This window comes from Superficieibacter electus, assembly GCF_002915575.1.
Classification (GTDB): domain Bacteria; phylum Pseudomonadota; class Gammaproteobacteria; order Enterobacterales; family Enterobacteriaceae; genus Superficieibacter; species Superficieibacter electus.
Genome location: NZ_PQGD01000021.1, coordinates 39,414 through 62,055, shown reverse-complemented (window position 1 = coordinate 62,055; position 22,642 = coordinate 39,414). Strand labels below are relative to the sequence as shown.

17 protein-coding genes and 1 pseudogene are annotated in these 22,642 nt (G+C 53.0%); 15 read left to right on the top strand and 3 right to left on the bottom strand.

Annotated elements, in window-relative coordinates:
• Positions 1 to 3: 3 nt before the first annotated feature.
• The 4 genes from CHU32_RS21850 (at position 4) to flgL (ending at position 4,738) form a co-directional block, all read left to right on the top strand.
• A complete protein-coding gene (locus CHU32_RS21850) occupies positions 4 to 1,098 on the top strand; it encodes a flagellar basal body P-ring protein FlgI (protein WP_103678082.1) in 1,095 nt (364 codons plus the stop codon).
• Positions 1,098 to 2,048, top strand: a complete 951-nt coding sequence (flgJ, locus tag CHU32_RS21845) for a flagellar assembly peptidoglycan hydrolase FlgJ (protein WP_103678081.1) — start codon at positions 1,098 to 1,100, stop codon at positions 2,046 to 2,048. Before CHU32_RS21850 ends, flgJ begins: the two co-directional genes overlap by 1 nt.
• Positions 2,049 to 2,123: 75 nt before the next feature.
• On the top strand, positions 2,124 to 3,770 hold the full coding sequence (gene flgK, locus CHU32_RS21840; protein ID WP_103678080.1) for a flagellar hook-associated protein FlgK: 1,647 nt from the start codon (positions 2,124 to 2,126) through the stop codon (positions 3,768 to 3,770).
• Between the two features lie 14 nt (positions 3,771 to 3,784).
• Positions 3,785 to 4,738, top strand: a complete 954-nt coding sequence (flgL, locus tag CHU32_RS21835; RefSeq protein ID WP_103678079.1) for a flagellar hook-associated protein FlgL — start codon at positions 3,785 to 3,787, stop codon at positions 4,736 to 4,738.
• A 31-nt stretch (positions 4,739 to 4,769) separates the two neighbouring features.
• Here flgL and CHU32_RS21830 read toward each other — a convergent pair whose 3' ends face one another.
• Positions 4,770 to 5,984 carry an MFS transporter gene (locus CHU32_RS21830; protein ID WP_103678078.1) on the bottom strand — a complete coding sequence of 405 codons (1,215 nt, stop codon included), beginning with the start codon at positions 5,982 to 5,984 and terminating at the stop codon, positions 4,770 to 4,772.
• A 107-nt stretch (positions 5,985 to 6,091) separates the two neighbouring features.
• Between CHU32_RS21830 and CHU32_RS21825 the strand changes: the two genes are divergently transcribed.
• A complete protein-coding gene (locus tag CHU32_RS21825) occupies positions 6,092 to 7,027 on the top strand; it encodes a LysR family transcriptional regulator (protein WP_103678122.1) in 936 nt (311 codons plus the stop codon).
• 43 nt (positions 7,028 to 7,070) lie between these two features.
• Here CHU32_RS21825 and rne read toward each other — a convergent pair whose 3' ends face one another.
• On the bottom strand, positions 7,071 to 10,358 hold the full coding sequence (rne, locus tag CHU32_RS21820) for a ribonuclease E (protein ID WP_103678077.1): 3,288 nt from the start codon (positions 10,356 to 10,358) through the stop codon (positions 7,071 to 7,073).
• 569 nt (positions 10,359 to 10,927) lie between these two features.
• Between rne and rluC the strand changes: the two genes are divergently transcribed.
• The 8 genes and pseudogenes from rluC to CHU32_RS21775 all read left to right on the top strand — a co-directional run.
• Complete coding sequence (gene rluC / locus CHU32_RS21810; RefSeq protein WP_176691703.1) at positions 10,928 to 11,881, top strand: 23S rRNA pseudouridine(955/2504/2580) synthase RluC; 954 nt, start codon at positions 10,928 to 10,930, stop codon at positions 11,879 to 11,881.
• A gap of 328 nt (positions 11,882 to 12,209) precedes the next feature.
• Positions 12,210 to 13,640: an SLC13 family permease gene (locus CHU32_RS21805; protein WP_103678075.1), complete on the top strand. Its 1,431-nt coding sequence runs from the start codon at positions 12,210 to 12,212 to the stop codon at positions 13,638 to 13,640.
• A 20-nt stretch (positions 13,641 to 13,660) separates the two neighbouring features.
• On the top strand, positions 13,661 to 14,809 hold the full coding sequence (locus tag CHU32_RS21800; RefSeq protein WP_103678074.1) for an iron-containing alcohol dehydrogenase: 1,149 nt from the start codon (positions 13,661 to 13,663) through the stop codon (positions 14,807 to 14,809).
• 173 nt (positions 14,810 to 14,982) lie between these two features.
• Positions 14,983 to 16,107 (top strand): helix-turn-helix transcriptional regulator, encoded by a 1,125-nt coding sequence (locus tag CHU32_RS21795; protein ID WP_103678073.1) that lies wholly within the window; start codon positions 14,983 to 14,985, stop codon positions 16,105 to 16,107.
• A 154-nt stretch (positions 16,108 to 16,261) separates the two neighbouring features.
• Positions 16,262 to 17,218 (top strand): (2S)-3-sulfopropanediol dehydratase activating enzyme, encoded by a 957-nt coding sequence (gene hpfH, locus CHU32_RS21790; protein WP_103678072.1) that lies wholly within the window; start codon positions 16,262 to 16,264, stop codon positions 17,216 to 17,218.
• Positions 17,219 to 17,255: 37 nt separating this feature from the next.
• Positions 17,256 to 19,736 (top strand): (2S)-3-sulfopropanediol dehydratase, encoded by a 2,481-nt coding sequence (gene hpfG / locus CHU32_RS21785; protein ID WP_103678071.1) that lies wholly within the window; start codon positions 17,256 to 17,258, stop codon positions 19,734 to 19,736.
• A 110-nt stretch (positions 19,737 to 19,846) separates the two neighbouring features.
• Entirely contained in the window at positions 19,847 to 20,632 is a 786-nt protein-coding gene (locus tag CHU32_RS21780; RefSeq protein WP_103678070.1) for a sulfite exporter TauE/SafE family protein, read from the top strand.
• A 143-nt stretch (positions 20,633 to 20,775) separates the two neighbouring features.
• Positions 20,776 to 21,009, top strand: a pseudogene (locus CHU32_RS21775) (23S rRNA pseudouridine(955/2504/2580) synthase); the annotation flags it as partial.
• Positions 21,010 to 21,167: 158 nt separating this feature from the next.
• Here the strand turns inward: CHU32_RS21775 and CHU32_RS21770 are convergent.
• Positions 21,168 to 21,752: a Maf family protein gene (locus tag CHU32_RS21770; RefSeq protein WP_103678121.1), complete on the bottom strand. Its 585-nt coding sequence runs from the start codon at positions 21,750 to 21,752 to the stop codon at positions 21,168 to 21,170.
• Between the two features lie 143 nt (positions 21,753 to 21,895).
• On the opposite strand from CHU32_RS21770, the gene yceD reads away from it, so the two are divergent.
• On the top strand, positions 21,896 to 22,417 hold the full coding sequence (gene yceD, locus CHU32_RS21765; RefSeq protein WP_103678069.1) for a 23S rRNA accumulation protein YceD: 522 nt from the start codon (positions 21,896 to 21,898) through the stop codon (positions 22,415 to 22,417).
• Between the two features lie 51 nt (positions 22,418 to 22,468).
• The gene (rpmF, locus tag CHU32_RS21760) at positions 22,469 to 22,642 is read left to right on the top strand and encodes a 50S ribosomal protein L32 (protein ID WP_103678068.1); all 174 of its coding nucleotides are present in this window, start codon (positions 22,469 to 22,471) and stop codon (positions 22,640 to 22,642) included.

The following is a 22,642-nucleotide window of genomic DNA, read 5'->3' as shown; positions in this document are numbered from 1 at the left end:
GCTATGTTTAAATCCCTGATTGGCATTGCGCTGATCCTTATTGCCGGTGCTGCGCAGGCCGAGCGTATTCGCGACCTGACCAGCGTGCAGGGCGTGCGCGATAACTCCCTGATCGGCTATGGGCTGGTGGTGGGGCTGGACGGCACGGGCGACCAGACTACGCAAACGCCGTTTACCACTCAAAGCCTGAATAACATGCTCTCACAGATGGGCATTACCGTCCCGGCGGGCACCAATATGCAGCTCAAAAACGTGGCGGCGGTAATGGTGACGGCGAAATACCCGCCGTTTGGCCGTCAGGGGCAGGCGATTGATATTGTGGTTTCCTCAATGGGCAACGCCAAAAGCCTGCGCGGCGGCACGCTGCTGATGACCCCGATGAAAGGGGTGGACAATCAGGTTTACGCCCTGGCGCAGGGCAATATTCTGGTCGGCGGCGCAGGCGCGTCTGCTGGCGGTAGTAGTGTACAGGTGAACCAACTCAACGGTGGGCGAATTACCGGCGGGGCGGTGATCGAGCGCGAAATCCCGACCCAGTTCGGCTCGGGTAACACCATTAACCTTCAACTTAATGAAGAAGACTTTACCCTGGCGCAGCAGGTAGCGGATACCATCAACCGTAACGGCGGCTACGGCGCTACCGCGCTGGACGCGCGTACCGTGCAGGTTCGCGTTCCGGCGAGCAACAGTTCTCAGGTCCGTGCGCTGGCAGACATTCAGAATATGATGGTTAACGTTACGCCGCAGGATGCCAAAGTGATCATCAACTCCCGCACCGGGTCGGTGGTGATGAACCGGGAAGTGACGCTGGATAGCTGTGCCGTTGCACAGGGTAATTTGTCCGTAACAGTGAACCGTCAGGCGAACGTCAGCCAACCGGATACGCCGTTTGGCGGCGGTCAGACGGTGGTGACTCCGCAAACGCAAATCGATTTGCGTCAGAGCGGCGGATCGCTGCAGAGCGTCAACTCCAGCGCCAACCTGAATAGTGTGGTAAGAGGACTTAACGCCCTGGGCGCAACGCCAATGGAACTGATGTCCATTCTGCAGTCAATGCAAAGCGCGGGCTGCCTGCGGGCAAAAGTGGAAATCATCTGATGCTAAGCGATAGCAAACTGCTCTCCAGCGCGGCGTGGGATGCACAATCGTTGAACGAGCTGAAAAACAAAACCGGCCAGGACCCGCAGGCGAACCTGAAGCCGGTGGCGCGTCAGGTCGAAGGCATGTTCGTGCAGATGATGCTGAAAAGTATGCGTGATGCACTGCCGAAGGATGGGCTGTTTGGCAGCGACCAAACGCGTCTTTACACCAGTATGTACGATCAGCAAATCGCCCAGCAGATGACCGCAGGAAAAGGACTGGGCCTGGCGGAGATGATGGTTAAACAACTGGCGGCCGGGCAATCCCAGCCGTCAGAGCAACCCACACAGACGCCGATGCGTTTTGACCTTGAAACGGTGACCAGCTATCAAAATCAGACGCTGACGCAGATGGTGCGTAAAGCGTTGCCGAAAGTGCCGGAATCTACCGATACCGCGCTCTCCGGCGACAGTAAAGATTTTCTGGCGCAGCTTTCCCTGCCTGCGCGTCTGGCGAGTGAGCAAAGCGGTATTCCTCATCATCTTATTCTTGCCCAGGCCGCGCTGGAATCAGGCTGGGGCCAGCGGCAGATCAAACGCGAAAACGGTGAACCGAGCTTTAACCTGTTTGGTGTGAAGGCCTCTTCCGGCTGGAAAGGGCCGGTCACCGAAATTACCACCACCGAGTTTGAGAACGGCGTGGCGAAAAAAGTGAAAGCGAAGTTCCGCGTGTACAGCTCTTATCTGGAAGCGCTTTCTGATTATGTGGGACTGCTGACCCGCAACCCGCGCTATGCGGCGGTGACGACGGCGTCCAGCGCCGAGCAAGGCGCGCAGGCCTTGCAGAATGCGGGTTATGCTACCGATCCCGCATATGCTCGTAAGCTCACCAATATGATCCAGCAAATGAAAGCCATGAGCGATAAAGTCAGCAAAGCCTACGGCAACGATCTCGAAAATCTGTTCTGAAACGACTCAAGTTCAACGGCGTCCTGCCGATAACTGTTAGCGGGACTCATGTCTGAAAGTGTAAAAGGAACCTCCATGTCCAGTTTGATTAACAGCGCCATGAGCGGGCTTAGCGCAGCGCAGGCCGCGCTTAATACCGTCAGTAATAATATTTCCAGCTATAACGTTGCGGGCTATACCCGTCAAACGACGGTATTTGCCCAGGCGAACAGCACTCTGGGTGCAGGCGGCTGGATTGGTAACGGGGCGAATGTCACCGGCGTGCAACGTGAATATGATGCCTTTATCACTAACCAGCTACGTTCTGCACAGAATCAGAGCGCCGGACTGACTACGCGCTATGAGCAGATGTCGAAAATTGATGACATGCTCTCAAGCAGCACCAATACGCTTTCGACTACCTTGCAAAACTTCTTCTCTTCCATGCAGACGCTGGTGAGCAACGCGGAAGATCCCTCGGCGCGTCAGGCTGTTATCGGCAAAGCCGACGGGTTGGTCAATCAGTTTAAAGTGACCGATCAGTATCTGCGCGATCAGGATAAGCAGGTCAATATTGCCGTTGGCTCCAGCGTTGAGCAGATCAACAACTACAGTAAGCAGATCGCCAATCTTAACGATCAGATTTCGCGGCTGTCCGGCGTTGGTGGCGGGACGTCGCCTAACGATCTACTCGATCAACGCGACCAGCTGGTTTCCGAACTTAATAAAGTGGTCGGCGTAGAGGTAAGCGTCCAGGACAGCGGCACATACAACATCACGATGGCGAACGGCTATACGCTGGTGCAGGGTTCTACGGCGCGTCAGCTAGCAGCCGTACCGTCCAGCGCCGATCCGTCGCGTACCACGGTGGCGTATGTTGACCCGACTGCCGGAAAAATTGAAATCCCCGAGAAGTTGCTGACCAGCGGTTCTCTCGGCGGCATGCTGACCTTCCGCTCACAGGATCTGGACCAGACGCGCAATACGCTTAATCAGATGGCGCTGACCTTTGCCGATGCCTTCAATCAGCAGCATGCGAAGGGCATTGATGCTAACGGCGATGCAGGCGGTGATTTCTTTAACATCGGTAAACCGGCAGTGGTCAGTAACAGCCGTAATACCGGTAATGCAGAACTGCGCGCTGCGGTAAGCGACAGCACCAGCGTACAGGCCACTGACTATAAAGTGGCTTACGACGGAACAAACTGGCAGGTCACTCGCCTTGCCGATAATACCTCATTCACCGCCACGCTGGACAAGAGCGATAACTCGCTTAACTTCGATGGCCTGAAAGTCACCGTCAGCGGCAGCAGTGCAAAAGACGATAGCTTTGTGGTGAAACCGGTCAGCGATGCCATCGTCAATATGAGCACCGTGATTAAAGATCCGGCTAAAATTGCCATGGGCCTGGATGATGATAACAGCGGTGAAAGTGATAACCGTAACGGTCAGGCACTGCTGGATTTACAGAATGCGAAGAAGGTCGGCGGCAGCAAAACCTTTAACGACGCGTATGCCACGCTGGTCAGTGACATCGGTAATAAGACCTCAACGCTTAAGACCAGCAGCACCACCCAGACGAACGTCGTAACGCAGCTAAGTAATCAGCAGCAGTCTATTTCCGGGGTTAACCTCGATGAAGAATACGGCAACCTGCAGCGTTATCAGCAGTATTATCTGGCGAATGCGCAGGTAATGCAGACCGCCTCGACGTTGTTCGATGCGCTCCTCAACATGCGCTAAGGGGACGATAAACAATGCGTGTTAGTACCCAAATGATGTACGAGCAGAATATGCGCGGCATCTCCAGTTCGCAGACCGAATGGCTGAAGTATGGTGAGCAAATCTCTACCGGTAAACGGGTGACCCGACCCTCAGACGATCCGATTGCCGCGTCGCAGGCGGTAGTGGTTTCACAGGCGCAGGCGCAAAATAGCCAGTATGGTCTGGCGCGGACCTTCGCTACCCAGCGCGTGTCGCTGGAAGAAAGCACGCTTGACCAGGTCACTAAAGCCATCCAGAGCGCACAGGAAAAGATCGTCAACGCCGGGAACGGCACATTAAGCGATGATGACCGCGCCTCGCTGGCGACGGATTTGCAGGGGATACGTGACCAGATCCTGAACCTGGCAAACTCCACCGATGGTAACGGACGCTATATTTTTGCCGGTTATAATACCGACAAAGCACCGTTTTCACAGACGGATGGCAGTTACTCGGGAGGTAGCACCAGCGTGACGCAGCAGGTGGACTCCGCGCGTTCAATGGTTATCGGTCATACCGGAACCCAGGTTTTTGCCAGCCTGACCAGTAATGCGGTCGCGGAACCTGACGGAAGCGCATCAGAGAAAAACGTTTTTGCCATGCTGGACAGCGCCATTGCCGCCCTCAAAACGCCGGTCGCGGACGATGACGAGGCGCAGGCCGAGTCGCAGGCGGCGGTTGATAAGACTAACCGTGGTCTGAAAAACGCGCTCAACAACGTGCTCAGCGTGCGCGCGGAGCTTGGCACCCAGCTTAACGAGCTGGATTCACTGAATGCGCTGGGGGACGATCGCACCGTCGCCCAGGCGCAGCAGATGAGCGACCTGGTGGATGTGGACTGGAATGCGGCCATTTCGTCTTACATGATGCAGCAGGCCGCGCTTCAGGCTTCTTACAAAACCTTCAGCGACATGCAGGGCATGTCGTTGTTCCAGATGAATAAATAGTTATTACCGCTCCGGCATGCCGGAGCGTTTTTTATTCTGCCGCCCGGGCAGGGTGAGTGGCATCACGGTTCGCCACCAGCCGTATCACCAGAGCGACAGCACCCATCGCCGTTGCCAGTTCAACCACGCCCGTCCAGCCTGCCCGCGAGTATAATTGACTTCCCAGCACCGATCCCAGCGCCATACCAATGAACACGACGGTAAACAGCAAGGCGTTCAGGCGACCACGTGCCTGCGGCTCCAGACTATAGACCAGATTCTGGTGCGCCACGAGGCTGGACTGTAATCCTAAATCAAAGCCCACCGCCGACAGTGCGATCAGCGCCAGTTGACCGTGAACCGGCAAGGCCGGCAGGAAAAACATCAGCGCGAAAGAGAGTGTGACCAGCAGCGCCCCTAACTGAGTCACCTTTGCCGCGCCAATTTTATCCGCCAGCCCGCCCGCCAGCGGGGCAGCCAGCGCGCCTGCCGCCCCGGCGATACCAAAGCTGCCCGCCACGGCGCTGCCCATGTGATACTGCGTAAACAGCATGATGGCAAGCGTGGACCAGAAGGCGCTGAACGCGACAGAAAGCGCGCCCTGCGCCAGCGCCGCGCGGCGTAACGTCGGATAACGTTGCCACAGTTGTGCCATTGAGTGCAGTAACGCCGGATAGCTGAGCGTTGAATGACTACCAAAGCGTGGCAATACTTTCCATAACAGCCCGCCAGTCAGTGCCACGATTGCCGCTGCGACCTGATACATCGTCCGCCAGCCAAAAGCCGCGCCAACCAGACCGCTGACGGTACGTGACAGTAAGATCCCCAGCAGCAGTCCGGTCATCACCGTACCGACCATTTTCCCTTGTTTACCTGCAGGTGCGAGGATTGCCGCCGCCGGGACAATATCCTGGGCCATCGTGGCCGCCATACCAATCAGCAGGCTGACTATTAACAATTCGTGGAACCCGTTGCTCAGGCTGCACAGTAAAAGCAGTAGCGCCAGCGCCGCGCTTTTAAGCAGGATCAATCTCCGTCGGTCATACCGATCGCCCAGCGGCAGCAGGAACAGTATCCCCAGCGCATACCCTGTCTGTGTCAGTGTCGGCACCAGCCCCATGCCGTCAACGCTCAGTATAAGGCTGGTGCCCATCAGCGGGAGCAGAGGTTGCGAATAGTAAATAGCCGCGACGCTAAAGCCCGCGCCGAGAGCAAGTATAAAAATCATCCAGCCAGTAGTGGCCTGGGGCAATGACGGTGCTTTCATCAGAGTGTCCTCAATTACGTTCAGGCGTATTTTTCATGATGAGCGGATGGCGCGGTAGTAGGGCAAATGGTAAAACGGTTATACGTTTGGCGTATGTAAGATTTGCTATGAAAAAAAATGAGCGTATAGACCGGGTGGAGCTGATGCGAACGCTGGTGCGTATTGTTGAAGCGGGATCGTTATCGGCGGCAGCGGCCCAGTTAGCCACCACCCAGGCTACCGTCAGCCGCCGTTTACAGTCACTCGAACGTCTGCTGGGAACAAAACTCATCCTGCGCTCCACCCACGCCATGAAATTGACCGATGATGGTGAGCGTTGTTATCAGCATGCCAAAAGGGTGATTGATGCCTGGCTGGCGCTGGAGGATGATCTCCACACCGCAGAAGACGAGCCGGTAGGGGTGCTGAAAGTACGTGCGCCCCATGCATTTGGGCAGCAGCAGTTGTTAACTCCGCTGGTGAATTTTCTTCAGCGCTATCCTGGCCTGGCGGTGGAGTGGATGTTAAATGATAAAACCGTCGATTTTCTCAGCGACGATATTGATTGTGCGATCCGGGTTGGTGCAGAGAAAGACCCCGCTACCGTCTCGGTGTTGCTCGCTGAAGTCCCGCGCAGCCTGGTGGCCGCGCCTGCGCTGCTGGCACGCTATGCGCATATTACCTGTCCGGAGCAGATGTCAGCCCTGCCATGGGTGGCGATTAGCACCTTCTATCAGCACGAGATCCTTCTGACGCACGTGGACAGCGGGGAGCATAAGATGATTGCCATTCAGCCGCGGCTAAGTACGGACAGCCTGTATGTGGCGCGTAATACCGCCCTCGCCGGGTTGGGGCTGGCGCTGGTATCACGTTGGGTAGTGGAAGAGGATCTCGCCGCAGGCAGGCTGGTCGAGGTCATCCCCTCGTGGCAGGCTGGCGCGTTGCCGGTACATCTGGTATATCCGTGGTCGCGTTATTACCCGACGCGGCTGCGTAAGTTTTTACAGCTGATGCGCGAGGTTATGCCCCGGGTCGCGGGCATGCGTCTTGCGCAGGGGGAATAAAAACAAACCAGTAAAAAGCCGACCCTGAGGTCGGCTTTGCATTTTACTCCGCGGACTGCGGTCGCGTTGGCGCGGCCGTGGCATGGTGGGTGGCGCTGTGTCCTCCCGCGGCACCTTTACCGTCAAAGGCAAATGCCGGGCGTTGCCAGTCGCTCTGACGCGGCGCTTCCGGAACATACTCTGGCGCAGGGGCGCGGGTCATCGGCGCGGTTGCGTGGCTATGAACCGCTTTCGGCTCGGCGCTGGTCACCACAGAGGCGGGAGCAGGTTGAGCAGCAGGCACTGGCTTGACCCTCTCTTGCGATTCAGGGGCCTGAACAGGCTCAGCCACTTCAACGGACGGTGCAGCGACAGGCGCTGGCTCAGCGATTGGTGCTGGTGCCGCAGGCGCCTCCGTTTCTGACGCAACAGGCTCTTCCTGTGCTGAAATCACCTGCGCAGGCGCAACCACCTCATCGGTTTCTTCAGCAACCGGTTCGACAGGCGTTGCTGCCGCTGCCGTTTCTTGTGCCACCGCTTCATCGGCATCGGCAATCAGCTGTGGCTGCTCGTCAACCGGCGCGGCAATCACCTCGGGATGAGAGGTTTCGATCTGCGGATTCTGCGGTTCGCTTACCTGAACATTCGGCTCAGCAACGTCTACCACAGCTTCTGCTTTCGCTTGTGCCTGCGTTTCTTCGATAACAGCCACGATCGCCTGCTCAACTTCGGCAACGATAGGCGCTGTTTCTTGCTGCTGTTCAACCTCGGTTTCCTGAGGACGAGCTACCGGATAGCGAATCCATACTTTACCTGATGCCATTTCTGGCGAAGCACAGGCGACGGTTAATGGCATTGGCGACTGAGTTGGGTAACGCTCATCACGATAACGACGACGACGCTGGCCGCTGACGCGCAGATGACGCGGCGAACGGCGAGAGCGACGCGGCATGCCGTTATTATCGCGGTTATCACCGCTATCACCATTGTCGTCTTGTTGCTCAGTCGGGGTATCCACTACCGCTGGCAGATCGATTTTAGCCAGTTCGGTGCGTTGAATCGGTGCGCTTTGTGCAGGCTCTGCGGCGATCGAAGGCTGCTCAGTGACGACAGGCGACTGTTCAACGGTATCAATTGCCTCCGGGGCCGTCGTAAAGCGTACTTTCTGATTAAGCTGACGCTGTTTACGGCGCGGCATCGTTTGAGCGCGTTCTTCCTGCTCGACATCCTGAGACGGCTGCTCTTCACGATTAAGCGCTTTCACATCCTGCTGGTTCTGACGCTTTTCGTCATTACGGCGACGGTTGCGCTCGCGGCGTGGCTGCTGCTCGTCACGTACTTTGGCTTTATCGGCCTCGTCATTTACCACAGTCTGGCGAGCGTCCCGTGCCTCTGCATTCTGCGGTTTTTCACGGCGGTTGCGACGGTTATCTTCACGCGTCTCGCTGCTGTCGTTGTTGCGCTCGTTACGATTGTCGCGACGTTCGTTACGGTCGTTACGATCGCGACGGTTATTCTGCCGCGGCTTACGACGCTCCTGCGAACGTTCCTGTTTCTCTTCTACCTTGACCGGTGGCTGTTCAACCGGTTTAGCCTCTTCTTCACCGGCAAACATTTTCTTCAGCGCGCTCATAAAGCGTGAGAAGAGCCCCGGGCCCTCAGCGGTCTGAACGGTGGCTGGCGCAGCTTGTGGTGCAGGCGCGGCTTTCACCGGTTCTTCTGAAACCGGTGGTGCAGGCGGGACGTCTGGCATTGCAAAGGTTGCCAGCGCTGGTTGTTCAGGACGTTTACGCTCAGGTGTGTCTTCTTCAGACGGCAGGGCCATCGCTTCTTCGTGCAATTTCGGCAGCAAATAGCTGAGCATCGGCGTTTCTTCGCCTTTACGCACGCGCAGCACCGAGTAGTGCGGGGTTTCCATCTGATCGTTTGGCACGATCACACAGCGCACGCCACCCTGGCGAGTTTCGATGGCGTTAACCGCGTTACGTTTTTCGTTCAGCAGGTAAGAGGCAATCGGCACCGGCACAATGGCGTGCACTTCCTGAGTATTTTCTTTCAGCGCTTCTTCTTCAATCAGGCGCAGGATCGACAGCGACAGCGATTCGTTATCACGCACGGTGCCGGTACCGCTACAGCGTGGGCAAACGTGATGGCTGGACTCGCCCAGTGACGGACTCAGGCGCTGACGCGACATTTCGAGCAGGCCGAAACGGGAAATATGACTGATTTGAATACGCGCGCGATCCTGGCGCACCGCTTCACGCAGGCGGTTTTCTACCGCGCGCTGGTGGCGGACCGGGGTCATGTCGATAAAGTCGATGACGATAAGGCCGCCGAGGTCACGCAGACGCAGCTGGCGGGCGATTTCATCAGCCGCTTCAAGGTTGGTGTTAAATGCGGTTTCTTCGATATCGCCGCCGCGGGTGGCGCGAGCGGAGTTGATATCAATGGCCGTCAGTGCTTCTGTGGAGTCGATAACAATCGAACCGCCGGAAGGCAGACGCACTTCACGCTGGAAGGCGGATTCAATCTGCGATTCTATCTGATAATGGCTGAACAGCGGGATTTCACCGGTGTACAGTTTGATTTTGCTACTGAAATCCGGACGACCCAGCGCAGAGATATGCTGACGCGCCATCTCCATCACTTTCGGGTTATCAATCAGGATTTCGCCAATGTCCTGACGCAAATAATCACGGAAGGCGCGCACGATCACGTTACTTTCCTGATGGATCAGGAACGGGGCAGGGCGGCTTTCTGCGGCTTTTTTGATGGCTTCCCAGTGCTTGAGGCGGAAGCTCAAATCCCACTGCAACGCTTCGGCAGATTTGCCGACGCCCGCAGTACGCACAATGAGGCCCATACCGTCCGGCAGCTCAAGGCTTGCCAGCGCCTCTTTAAGTTCGGTACGGTCATCACCTTCGATGCGACGCGAAATGCCACCCGCACGCGGGTTATTTGGCATCAGCACCAGGTAGCTGCCCGCCAGACTGATAAAAGTCGTCAGCGCTGCGCCTTTATTACCGCGCTCTTCTTTATCGATCTGAACAATGACTTCCTGGCCTTCGCGCAACACATCTTTAATGTTTGGACGACCATGGGCGTTATAACCGGCAGGAAAATACTCGCGAGCGATTTCTTTGAGGGGGAGGAAACCGTGTCTTTCAGCGCCGTAGTCAACAAAAGCAGCTTCAAGACTCGGTTCAATACGGGTAATTTTACCTTTGTAGATGTTCGCTTTTTTCTGTTCGTGGCCTGGGCTTTCGATATCCAGGTCGTACAGGCGCTGCCCATCAACAAGGGCGACGCGCAACTCTTCCTGCTGAGTTGCGTTGATTAACATTCTTTTCATCGTAACTTACTCATTATTCTTACATTGACGACTAAGCTACGGGCAGAGTATTGCCTTTCCGGGGATGACCGATGGCCTCGTGTCTGTTCACGTCGCCAACCTCACGGTTGTCGCTCGCTTAAGAGGCGCAGAGTGTCGGTTGCCTGTCTTTCATACGGAAATACAGCGCAATTAACTGGGAAACAGCCTGGGAAAACTCTCCAGGGACGATTCCATTTACCGGTAAGGACTACAACCCGTAGCCCGCTAACTGTCTGAAAGGTCAATACGTCTTACGCCATTGCTGCGTTGATGACCGGACAGACAAAACTGGTAATTCCGCAAAATTCCTTGTCTTAACAAGATTCAACACGGAAAACTGCATCATTATTCCATTGCTAACCTTATTATAGCAAGCTGGCTTTTACCTTTTATCACACGGTTACTCACAGTTTCTTCACTCCAGTGTCAGATTGTTCTAATAACAACCACAACAACATCATGTAAACCAGATGAGATCTGATGATGTTAAATATAAGCACAGAAAAATGAGTGGCGCTAATGAGCCGGGATATTTAGAATCGCGCACCATGAAAACTGAGACTCCGACCGTAAAAATGGTTGCCATCAGCGCTGACGAAGCCGGGCAACGAATCGATAACTTTTTGCGCACCCAACTGAAGGGCGTGCCGAAGAGCATGATTTATCGCATCTTGCGTAAGGGCGAGGTGCGGGTGAATAAAAAACGCATCAAGCCGGAATACAAGCTGGAAGCCGGTGATGAAGTGCGTATCCCGCCGGTGCGCGTGGCCGAACGTGAAGAAGACGCGGTATCGCCGCATCTGCAAAAAGTGGCCGCGCTGAGCGATGTGATCCTGTACGAAGACGACCACATCCTCGTGCTGAATAAACCTTCCGGTACTGCGGTGCACGGCGGCAGCGGCTTAAGTTTTGGGGTGATTGAAGGGCTGCGTGCTCTGCGTCCGGAAGCGCGCTTCCTGGAGCTGGTTCACCGTCTCGACCGCGATACATCCGGCGTGCTGCTGGTGGCGAAGAAGCGCTCGGCGCTGCGTTCACTGCATGAACAGCTGCGTGAGAAGGGGATGCAGAAAGACTATCTGGCGCTGGTGCGCGGGCAGTGGCAGTCGCACGTGAAGGCGGTACAGGCACCGCTGCTGAAAAACATTTTACAGAGCGGCGAGCGCATTGTTCGCGTCAGCCAGGAAGGCAAGCCGTCGGAAACGCGATTTAAGGTGGAAGAGCGCTATGCCTTCGCCACTCTGGTACGGTGTAGCCCGGTAACCGGCCGTACGCACCAGATCCGTGTCCACACGCAGCATGCGGGCCACCCGATTGCCTTTGATGATCGCTACGGCGACCGCGAGTTTGACAAACAGCTGGCAGGCACCGGGCTGAATCGTCTGTTCCTGCACGCGGCGGCGCTGAAATTCACTCATCCGGGGACGGGGGAAATGATGCGCGTAGAAGCGCCATTGGACGGCCAGCTTAAGCGTTGTCTGCAGGTGCTGCGTAACACAAAATAATCATTTCGGCGGGTCGTTGATCCGCCGTCTTCTCTTCTTTGTTCATTCCCTTTCACTCCCTTTGTCGGTTTGCGACCTTAAGGTGACCTTGCGCATGTTTTTCGCCAAATAGGGAATATTCCCTATGACAAATAGTGAGAACACCTGCTTTTATCACGGCTTCGTTTTTGTTACCGTCCTGATATATAAGGATTTGTTTGGTTTTTAATGGTTACGCTAGCTGCGTATCCTGATGCCAAATCAGGGAATAACCATTGCTCATTGGGCATTTTTTTTACCCAACAAGCTGAATCGTTTAGGCTGCGAGCGAATGAACAGAGAGTCGGTGATGAATAACTCACAGCGTTTCATTGTCATTTTGTCTGGCCCTTCTATTTTTGCCGTTTCGGCGTTGCTATTTTCATCAAGTCTTACGCTATCAGGTGCCCAATCTGTAGGCGTTTTGCTGTGGATGATCCTGTGGTGGGTGACTCGTCCGGTGCATGTCGCCGTCACGAGTTTACTGCCCATTGTGATGAATGCGTTGTTTAACATCATCCCGATGGAGGGCATCACGCGGCAATACTTCTCCGATAGCATCATACTGATTCTCGGTTCGGGACTGCTCTGTCTACCGTGGGCGAGCGTTGGCCTTGACCGCCGTGTGGCGTTGAAAGTGCTTTCATTGATCGGGCCGTCCATGAAGTCGCAGGTTACCGTTTGGTTTTTGGCCAGCATTATTACGTCCACGATTTTCCCCAATGTGATGGTTTGCGCGTTATTTACGCCAATCGCCGTGGCGATGCTCACCGCGTCGGGTTACAAAGACATTCCTTCTTGTAAACCCGCAGTACCTATCCTACTGGCAATCGGCTGGGGAGGTGGCATCGGCGGCGTTGGCAGCCCGCTTGGCGGAGCCATGAATCTGGCTGCTATTTCAATACTCGAAAGCAAAATCGGCCACGAGTTTATGTATGTCGATTGGCTGATACGCCTGCTGCCGTTCTTCGTGCTTATCTCGCTGGTGAGCCTTGGCTGCATGCTACTGATGCCGATGCAGGTGAAAAGGCTGGATGGCACGCGAGCATGGTTTCAGCAGCAGTACCGACAGCTGGGGCCAATGACGCGGGATGAAAAAATCTGCGCCGTGCTTTTTTTAACCGGGCTGCTTGGCGCGTTCACGCGTCCCCTTTATGCCGCGACGCTGCCTGCGCTTTCCCCGGCTTATCTCTACCTCATCCTGGGCGGACTCTGTTTCGTGCTCACTTCGGCGAAGAATGGACCGCTCCTGACGTGGGAGCGGGCGGAAAAAGAGACCATGTGGGGGATGCTGCTGCTGTTTGGTGGTGGGCTGGCATTAGGCAATATGGTTAATGATTCCGGTGCCAGCGCAGGCATTGCCAGCCTGATTACTCATCTGTCTCTTGATGGCGGCCTGTTGACCCTCGTGGTATTCACCCTGTTGGCCCGTTTACTTTCGGAAACGACAAACTCCACGGCCTCAGCGGCGGTGGTGTTACCTATCGTGCTGGGCTTTACCAGTAAGCTGGGGTTAAACCCCATTCCATACTGGTTCATTACCGTGATGGCGTTTAACGCGGAATTCATGCTGCCGATTAGCATACGCGCCATCCCGGTGGCCTATGGTCTCGATGCAAGAAAAATGTTCAAAGGCGGGCTGGTGATGGCCATCGTGCACATGGTGATGGTCGTCGCCGTGGGTTACGCATGCCTGAAATGGTGGCATGTGTTTAGTTATCTTACTGATTATGCAAAGTAAAAAGAGGGGAAGGGAACGTAATGAACAGCTTTAACTTTAAGATTCCACAGAATATTGAATTTGGCGTTGGCAGTTTAAACAAACTACCTTCCATTCTGAGCGAGAATCATTCTGAGCATGTTTTTTTGATTTCCGATCGCGGCCTGGAAGGTTTAGGGGTTGTCAAACGGGTGGAAGACATCATTGTTCAGTCTGGCATTCGTTGCACCTTATGGCTCGACGTGTTGCCGAACCCGACCGTGGATATCGTTAATCAGGCTACCGCAGATTATCTGCAGTGTGGCGCAACCAGTATCGTGGCGCTGGGCGGCGGCAGTGCGATGGATGTCGGCAAAGCGGTCGGCGTACTCGCAAACTACGGCGGCAAGATCACCGACTATGAAGGTAGCAATAACGTTCCCGGCCCCATTGTGCCGATGATTGCGATTCCGACCACCGCAGGCACCGGTAGCGAGGTGACAGCCTCATCCGTTATCACCGACGAAGCGCGTAACTATAAGCTATCGGTGATAAGTTACGAGATTTTACCGAAATACGCGCTGCTGGACCCTGAACTGATTATGACCGCGCCGGCTTCGATTGCCGCGGCATGCGGGATTGATGCATTAATTCATGCGATAGAAGCCTATCTTTCCGTTAATGCCTCGCCGTTCACCGATGCGATGGCGGAAAAGGCAATGCAACTTATCGGTGGTAGCCTACGCGCCTTTATCGCTAACCGCCGGGATACTGCTGCGGCTTGCGATATGATGGCGGGCAGTACTTTCGCCGGTATCGCATTTGCCTGGGCGAGGTTGGGTAACGTCCATGCGATGAGTCATCCGGTAAGCGCTTTTTTCCACGTTCCACACGGCGTGGCGAACGCGGTTTTGTTGCCAACGGTACTGGAATATAACGCGCTGGCGGATAAGGGGCGTTATCAAAAAATCTACAATTATATCTGCCAGGAAAATAAATTTTCGTCTGGATTTAAGCCGCAGGATCTGGTTGATGCCGTGCGTAAATTAAATAAGGATTGCGGCATTCCTGATTGTTTATCAGATGTAGGTGTTAAGGCCGACATGATCAATGAGATGGCAAGAGATGCGATGAAAAGCGGTAACGTAATTGTGAATCCAAGACAAACAACGTTAAATGATATTATTGAACTTTATAAAAAAGCGTTGTAACAAACTGCGTTTTATTTAACATGTCATTTTCTTGACGCGAAACATTACAAGGCAAAAGCTGATTCATTGTGATCTAACCACGATGTTCAGCTTTTGTTTAAAAAAATGATTGCGCAATAACTTTGCTTTTGATTAATCTGAAATGAATGCCATATTTTATAAAGGGAATAGCCATGGGTTACCAAGGCGCAGATCAAATGCGATTTTTCTCTGAAATGTCAGAGCGACAAATTTCAGCGCGTGAATTTTTTAGCAGCGTTTTAATCGACGCAATTGAGCGAAATTTCGGCTTCAAGAAAATACTTATTTCATATTTTGATACACAAGGTAAATTTCTTTCATGGGTTAACTGGAACGGAGTGATGCCAGACAGTGTAGACCATCCGTACCGAAAGTTCGTGGCTAATGATATCGTTCGCCACGTCATCCATCAGGAAGCGGTGGTTGATCAGCTCACCTATTTTAACGTTATCCCCCGTTTGTATAAGTCCACTGATGTCATTGGCGCTATTGACTATGAGCATTCTGGCTATGTGCGCTTTCTCGAAGAGAATTTCCAGCAGCATTATAGCGTAACGATGGCCTTCGGAATTAACGCCTATATTCAGGTGGCCTTTTTCAAGACGTTAGACGCCGGAGATTTTAGTAATGAGGAAATAGAGTTATTAAATAGAATATATGTGTATGTTGCTAATTCATATAAAAACTTCAAAAAACATGAACAGATTCGCATTGTTTCAAATATCCAGAATGAAATTATCTCTTCAGGAGAACGGGCTTACCTGGTTACCGATGATTTTATGCATATTATGAGTTCGAATGACCTGGCCCAGGAGTACCTGAAGGACATTCTCGGTACGACAATTGCCGAGCAGATAAGTAGTAGTAAGCCCTGTAACTGGTTACCTTTTTTACTCGGCAGTGAAAATGACAGTTCTGCGGCAAATCGTGTGCAGACGCGAATAATTAAGAACTATATTTTCAAAATCTACACTTATGATCAGAGCTACTCTAATGGCATTGTCGATACCTATCATTGGATCACCATTTCGCAAAAAGGTGATGATAAAGCTGTTGATTATTCTGGCGTCAAGCTACCGTTGACTCAGGCAGAACAGAAAGTGGCCACTCTGATGTATAATGGGCTGACTTACCAGGCGATTGCCGACGAGCTGGTAATAAGTTATCACACCGTTAAGAAACACATTCAAAATATTTATATTAAATGCGGTGTAAATAGTCGGTTTCAACTCTACAAATGGTTTGAGGATAAAGAGAGAGAGGGCGCTAAAAAATAGGGAGAACTCCCTAGTAAAATAGTGAGAATAGCCGCTTCCTTGACACATTTATTTTGCGTTACCCTGTATTTATTGGGTTATAGCAAAAGTCCCTGGCGGCATTTTAAGTATTTGCCAGCAGGAACGCCAGAGATGAACGTTCGGGAAGGCAGGTATGAATCCGTTACCACTCCAGGCTATTATTTTTAATATTCAGCGCTTCACCATTCATGATGGACCAGGAATGCGGACTGAATTGTTTTTCAAAGGTTGCCCGTTACGCTGCGAATGGTGTAGCAACCCTGAAAGCCTGATGCCTTATGTGCAACTGGGCATTTATAAAACGAAATGTATCTCTGCAAAGAAATGTGGCACTTGCGCTGATGTGTGCCCTGAAAATAATGTATTAGATTTTACGCGCGGAAAGCTTACCGCGATTAATCGGGCGCAATGTTCTCACTGTCTGGCCTGCCAGGACGCGTGTCCATCGGATGCCATTAAACTATGGGGTAAGCCCATGACGGTAGACGAGTGTATGCAACTGATCCGTAAGGATAAAGGTTACTATGATCGCTCGGGGGGCGGGGTGACTGTCTCCGGTGGCGAACCGCTACTGCAGACAGAGTTTGTCGTTGAACTCTTTAAAGCCTGTAAGCAGGAGGGGATTCAAACCTGCCTCGAGTCCTCTTTATTTGTGGAATGGAAAAAAGTCAGTGCGGTTTTACCATATACCGATATCATCATCTCTGATATTAAACATATGGACCCAGTGGTTCATAAAAAATATACCCGCGCGTCAAACAATAAAATCCTCTCTAATCTAAAAAAACTCGCTAGTATACAGCGTGAAATTATTCTTCGCATTCCGGTTGTTCCGGGGGGTAATGATGATACGGATAATGCGAAAAATACTGCTGACTTTATTCTCAATGAAATGAATGGGCAAGTTCGTACCCTACAGTTGCTAAGTTTTATGCGACTGGGCGAAGAAAAATATCAGTCATTAGGCCTGCCATATAAAATGCAAACTCTAAAATTTAATCGCCGGGCCTTTCAGAAGCATGTCCAGACGTTAGCCGAATATTTTAACCAGCGCGGCATTCATTGCGTGGTGGGGACAAAAGAAAAATAGCCAATATTTAATTTAAACCTTAAATGGAATACTTTTTATGAAAGAGAATCATACCACCGCAAGCGGTACTCAGCCTTATGATAAAACCTACAGCCTGGGGTATCAGGTACACCATGAGGATTGGTCACCGTATCCGCGAGTTAACCGACTGCGCCAGACATTCCTCGACAGACCTTATGACATTGACGTCGAGCGTCTACGCCTGATTACCGAGGCGTACAAAAAGCATGAGCATGCGCCGAGTAAGTTAAAATGTGCATATGCGTTTGAGAATATTCTGCTAAACACCACGCTGCATATTTATGACGAGGATTTAATCCTCGGAGAAATTGCTGCTCCGGCCAAAGCCTCACCGATCTACCCGGAATTTTCCGTCAACTGGATTATTGACGAGATTCTGCATTCACCGTTTGAAGAACGCGCTAACGATCAATTCTATATCCGCAATGACGAAGAACGGCAGGAAATTGTTGAACTATGTCGCTACTGGCAGGGGAAAACGGTTGATGACCTGATCAATTGCCGGCTGGAACAAGATCAAATTAAAGGTTCTGAAGTCGGTGAAAAAATTTTCCAGACCAACCTTTATCACTATGCTGGTGCCGGGCATCTGGCGATTGATTATGCCTGTCTGATGAAACTGGGTTACAACGGGCTGATCGCCAACGCTCAGGCTGGCCTGCAAAAATTGAGTAAGCGCGATCCGGAATATGGCGACAAGCGCGATTTCTACCAGGCGATGATTATCGAACTGGAAGCTGCGAAGAAATACATTCTGCGTTATGCCCGCCTGGCGCAGGAATATGCGCAAAAAGAGGCCAATCCTCAACGCAAAAATGAGCTGGAAACCATGTCGCGTAACTGCGAGCAGATTGCCGGCGGCGCACCGCAAACGTTCTGGCAGGCGCTACAGCTTTTCAATTTCGCTACCTCGCTGATTCAGATTGAGAGCAACGGCCACTCTATCTCCTACGGTCGCATGGACCAGTGGTTATACCCGTGGTACGAAGCCGACATGAAGAACAACACCATCAGCAAAGAATTTGCGCTGGAGCTAATTGAAGTCCAGTACGTCAAAATGAACAATCCAACCAAGCTGAAAGACAAAGGTACCGTGGCCGTGCGTAACGGTCGTGGCTTTGGTGGCGAGAGTCTGACTCTGGGCGGCGTTGACCGGGACGGTAATGACGCCACTAATGATCTCACCATGCTGATGCTGGAAGGGTCGGCGCATACGCGGATGATGAACCCGTGGGTGTGTGTGCGAATGCATGAAAATACGCCTTACGAGCTGAAAATTAAGACCGTTGAATGTATTCGTGCAGGCTATGGGCATCCGAAAATCTTCAATGATGCGCCGTCGATAAAGGGCATGATGCGTAAGGGGATGACGCTGGAAGAGGCGCGTGACTATTGCGTCGTGGGCTGCGTCGAGCTTGACCTGGCCGGTAAGGAGTATGGCTGGCATGATGTTGCCTATGTCAACACCCCGAAGATGATGGAGATGGTGGTCAACGGCGGACGCAGCTTGAGCACCGGAGAGCAACTGGGGCCGGATACGGGCAGCCTCGACACCTACCAGAGTTTTGATGAGGTGCTGGCGAGCGTCGACAAGCAGTTCGAATACTGGACCGATCAAATGTGCAGTAGCCTGAACATTATCGACAGCGCGCACCGGGCGCTGAAGCCCGTGCCTTATGTCTCCGCCTTTTATGAAGACTGCGTGGCCTCGGGCAAAGATTTAACCGAAGGCGGGGCGAAATATAACGGTATCGCGCCGCAGGCGGCGGGGATGGCGACCTGCGCCGACAGCCTGGCGACGATCAAACAACTGGTGTTTGACGAGAAGCGCTATACCGGCGCACAGCTGCTGCAGGCGGTGAAGGATAACTGGGTAGGGCATGAAAAACTGTATGCGCTGGTGAACAGCTCTAAAGTGCATCACTATGGCAATGATATCGACTATGCCGATGAGCTGTTTAAATTCATGTTCGAATGCTATTGCCGCCATATCAGTGGCAGGAAAACGCCGCGCGGCGGTGAGTTCAGCCCGGGCGTCTACTCTGTTAACGCCAACGTAGGAATGGGACTCAATACCAATGCCTCTGTTGATGGTCGTAAGAAATTCGAACCTATCTCCGACAATATGGGGCCGGTACACACCGACGGTGGCTCTCATGATATTTGCGGGCCGACGGCGCTGGTCAACTCGCTGACCAAGGTCGATCACAGCCTGGCCACCAATGGCACGCTGATGAATCTGCGCTTCCCGCAGGAAGCGGTCGCGGGTGTCGAAGGGCGGGATACGCTGGTGAGCTTTATTGATGAGTACATCGCCAAACAGGCCATGCACGTCCAGTTCAATATTATGAGTTCGGCAACCATGCGCGCGGCGCAGAAAAAACCGGAAGACTACAAAGATATGCTAGTGCGCGTGGCGGGGTACAGCGCCTACTTTGTTGAACTGGGTAAACCGCTGCAAAAAGATCTGATCCAGCGTACTGAACTCCATTTTTAACCTTCTTCTTGCTAACAGGGCGGGCGCATGGCGCTCGCCTGGTCATGTCCGGCGTAGGTCCGGACATTCGCAATGTAGCCAAACTTTAAGCGCTTTCCAGGGCGGATATAATGAATTTTAATCTTGATTTTGTCCTTGTCGGTCTGATGCAAATTGTCGGCTTTTTTGTACAGGGATGTACGGGCTTTGGTTGTACGGTTATCGCAGCATCGGTCACGAACGGGTTGCTTGGCACATCGGTTGGGGTGCCCTACGGGACGGTGATTACGCTGCCGTTTCTCTACTTTCTGGCGGTCAAAACCTGGCGCGACATCTCCTGGCGCGACCTCGGCAAAATCGTCGTGCTTTGCGTGCCGGGCATCCTGATCGGTAACTATCTGTTCTATACCATCAGCCCCAACGTGGCGAAAATTTGCATTGGTGCCATGGTGACGATTATTGCGGTGATGAATATCTACAAGCATATCGTCAACCCTATCATCTTTAAAAAAGTGGAGGCTACTAACGCGCCGGACACGCTGGCAAGAAAGAGCTTCCGTTACGGCTGCCTGATCCTGGGCGGCATTGTTCATGGAGCCTTTACCATTGGCGGGCCGCTGATCACCGTCTACACCATTGAAGCGGTGAGGGAGAAAGAGAAGTTTCGTAACACCATGAATATGGTGTGGGTAGTATTTAACACCTGGAATGCCTTCAACCAGTACCGTAATGGCGCGTTTACGGCGCATCTGGGCAGCGCGCTGACAATTGGTTTCCCAATGGCGGCGATTGGCTTCTTCCTCGGCATGGCCTTCTTGCAGCGCATCAGAAAGGAAACCTTCCTGCGGATTGTGTATCTGGTGCTGCTGTTTGTCGGCGGCAATATGTTGATCACCAGTCTGATGGCCCTCGCCTGAGTGACGCCCCTCAGCTCAAGCTGAGGGGCGCTTATTAAGGTTTCAGCCCTTTATCCAGCCATGGAACCTTATCCTGCTGCTGATAAAATGCTCGGCGTTGCGTTCATTGCATGAGCAGTTGCGTGATAAAGGTATGCAGAAAGGGACGCACCCATCAGATCCGCGTGCATACGTTATATGCCGGGCATCCGATTGCCTTTGACGATCGCTACGGCGACCGCGAGTTTGATAAGCAACTGGCGGGAATCGGTCTAAGCCGTCTTTTCCTCCACGTGGCGGCGCTGAAGTTTACCCACCCGTGAACCAGGGAGGTGTTGCGCATTGAAGCACCGCTGGATGACGAGCTGAAGCGGTGCCTGCAGGTGTTGCGTAACGCGAACCAGGCCTGCGTCGTTCTGCCTGGTGGCACTGCGCTTACCGGGCCTACGATGTGGTGTAAGTTCCTGATATGTCGCGAATGTAGGCCGGATAAGGCGTAGCCGCCATCCGGCATATTGCATTACGTTGTCAGAGATGGTCTTCTGTTCCAGACACGTTATCCCAAAAGCGGATTCATCTCTTCCCGGCGCAGCATCTGACACAGCGCTATCAGCGGCAGCCCCACCAGCGCATTAGGATCGCGTCCTTCAAGCCGCTCAAACAGCGCAATCCCCAGTCCTTCACTTTTAAAACTGCCGGCGCACTGAAGTGGGTTTTCTTTGCGTAAATAGTCGCCTATTTCCTGTTCGCTCAGATGGCGAAAGTGAACATCAAACGGCTCACATTCAGTTTGTAAATGCCCCGTCGCCGAATTATAAAGCGCCAGCCCGGTATAAAAGGTGACGATATTTCCACTGGCCTGCATCAACTGCTGGCGGGCTTTTTCTTCGGTCAACGGTTTGCCGGCGATTTCACCGTTCAGGACGCATACCTGATCCGAACCAATAATCAAATGCTCTGGAAAACGCCCGGCCAGCGACTGGGCTTTAGCCTGGGCCAGACGCAGCACCAGATGGCGCGGCGTTTCACCGGACTGGGGCGTTTCATCGGTATCCGGCGCGGCACATTCAAAGGCGAGGCCAAGCTTTTCGAGCAGCATACGCCGCCATGGCGAAGTTGAAGCAAGAATAAGACGGGTCATATATTTTTTCATTCAGATATAGCGTATCGGATGACCTCATTTTAAACTAAAGGCCGCAATGTGTGCGAATTATTGGCAAAAGGCATCCTCAGGTTGCCTTTTTCTTTGACTCTATGACGTTACAAAGTTAATATGCGCGCCCTATGCAAAAGGTAAAATTACCCCTGACTCTTGATCCGGTTCGTACGGCTCAAAAACGCCTTGATTACCAGGGTATTTATACTCCCGATCAGGCCGAGCGCGTCGCCGAGTCTGTAGTCAGTGTGGACAGTGATGTAGAATGCGCCATGTCGTTCGCTATCGACAACCAGCGCCTCGCGGTGATTACCGGCGATGCAGCGGTAACGGTAACGCTCGAATGTCAGCGCTGCGGGAAACCGTTCACGCGTCACGTTCACACAACGTATTGTTTCAGTCCGGTCCGTTCCGACGAACAGGCTGAAGCACTCCCGGAAGCGTATGAGCCGATTGAGGTTAACGATTTCGGTGAAATCGATCTGCTGGCGATGGTGGAAGATGAAATCATCCTCTCCTTGCCAGTAGTTCCGGTGCATGATTCTGAACACTGTGAAGTGTCCGACGCGGACATGGTCTTTGGCGAGTTGCCTGAAGAGGCACAAAAACCAAATCCATTTGCCGTATTAGCCAGCTTAAAGCGTAAGTAATAGGTGTTTCCCGCGAGCGCGGGGAGAAGCCGTAATTAAGGAGTAAGGTCCATGGCCGTACAACAAAATAAACCAACCCGTTCCAAACGTGGCATGCGTCGTTCTCATGACGCGCTGACCGCAGTTACCAGCCTGTCTGTAGACAAAGCGTCTGGTGAATCCCACCTGCGTCACCACATGACTGCCGACGGTTACTACCGTGGCCGCAAGGTCATCGCTAAGTAA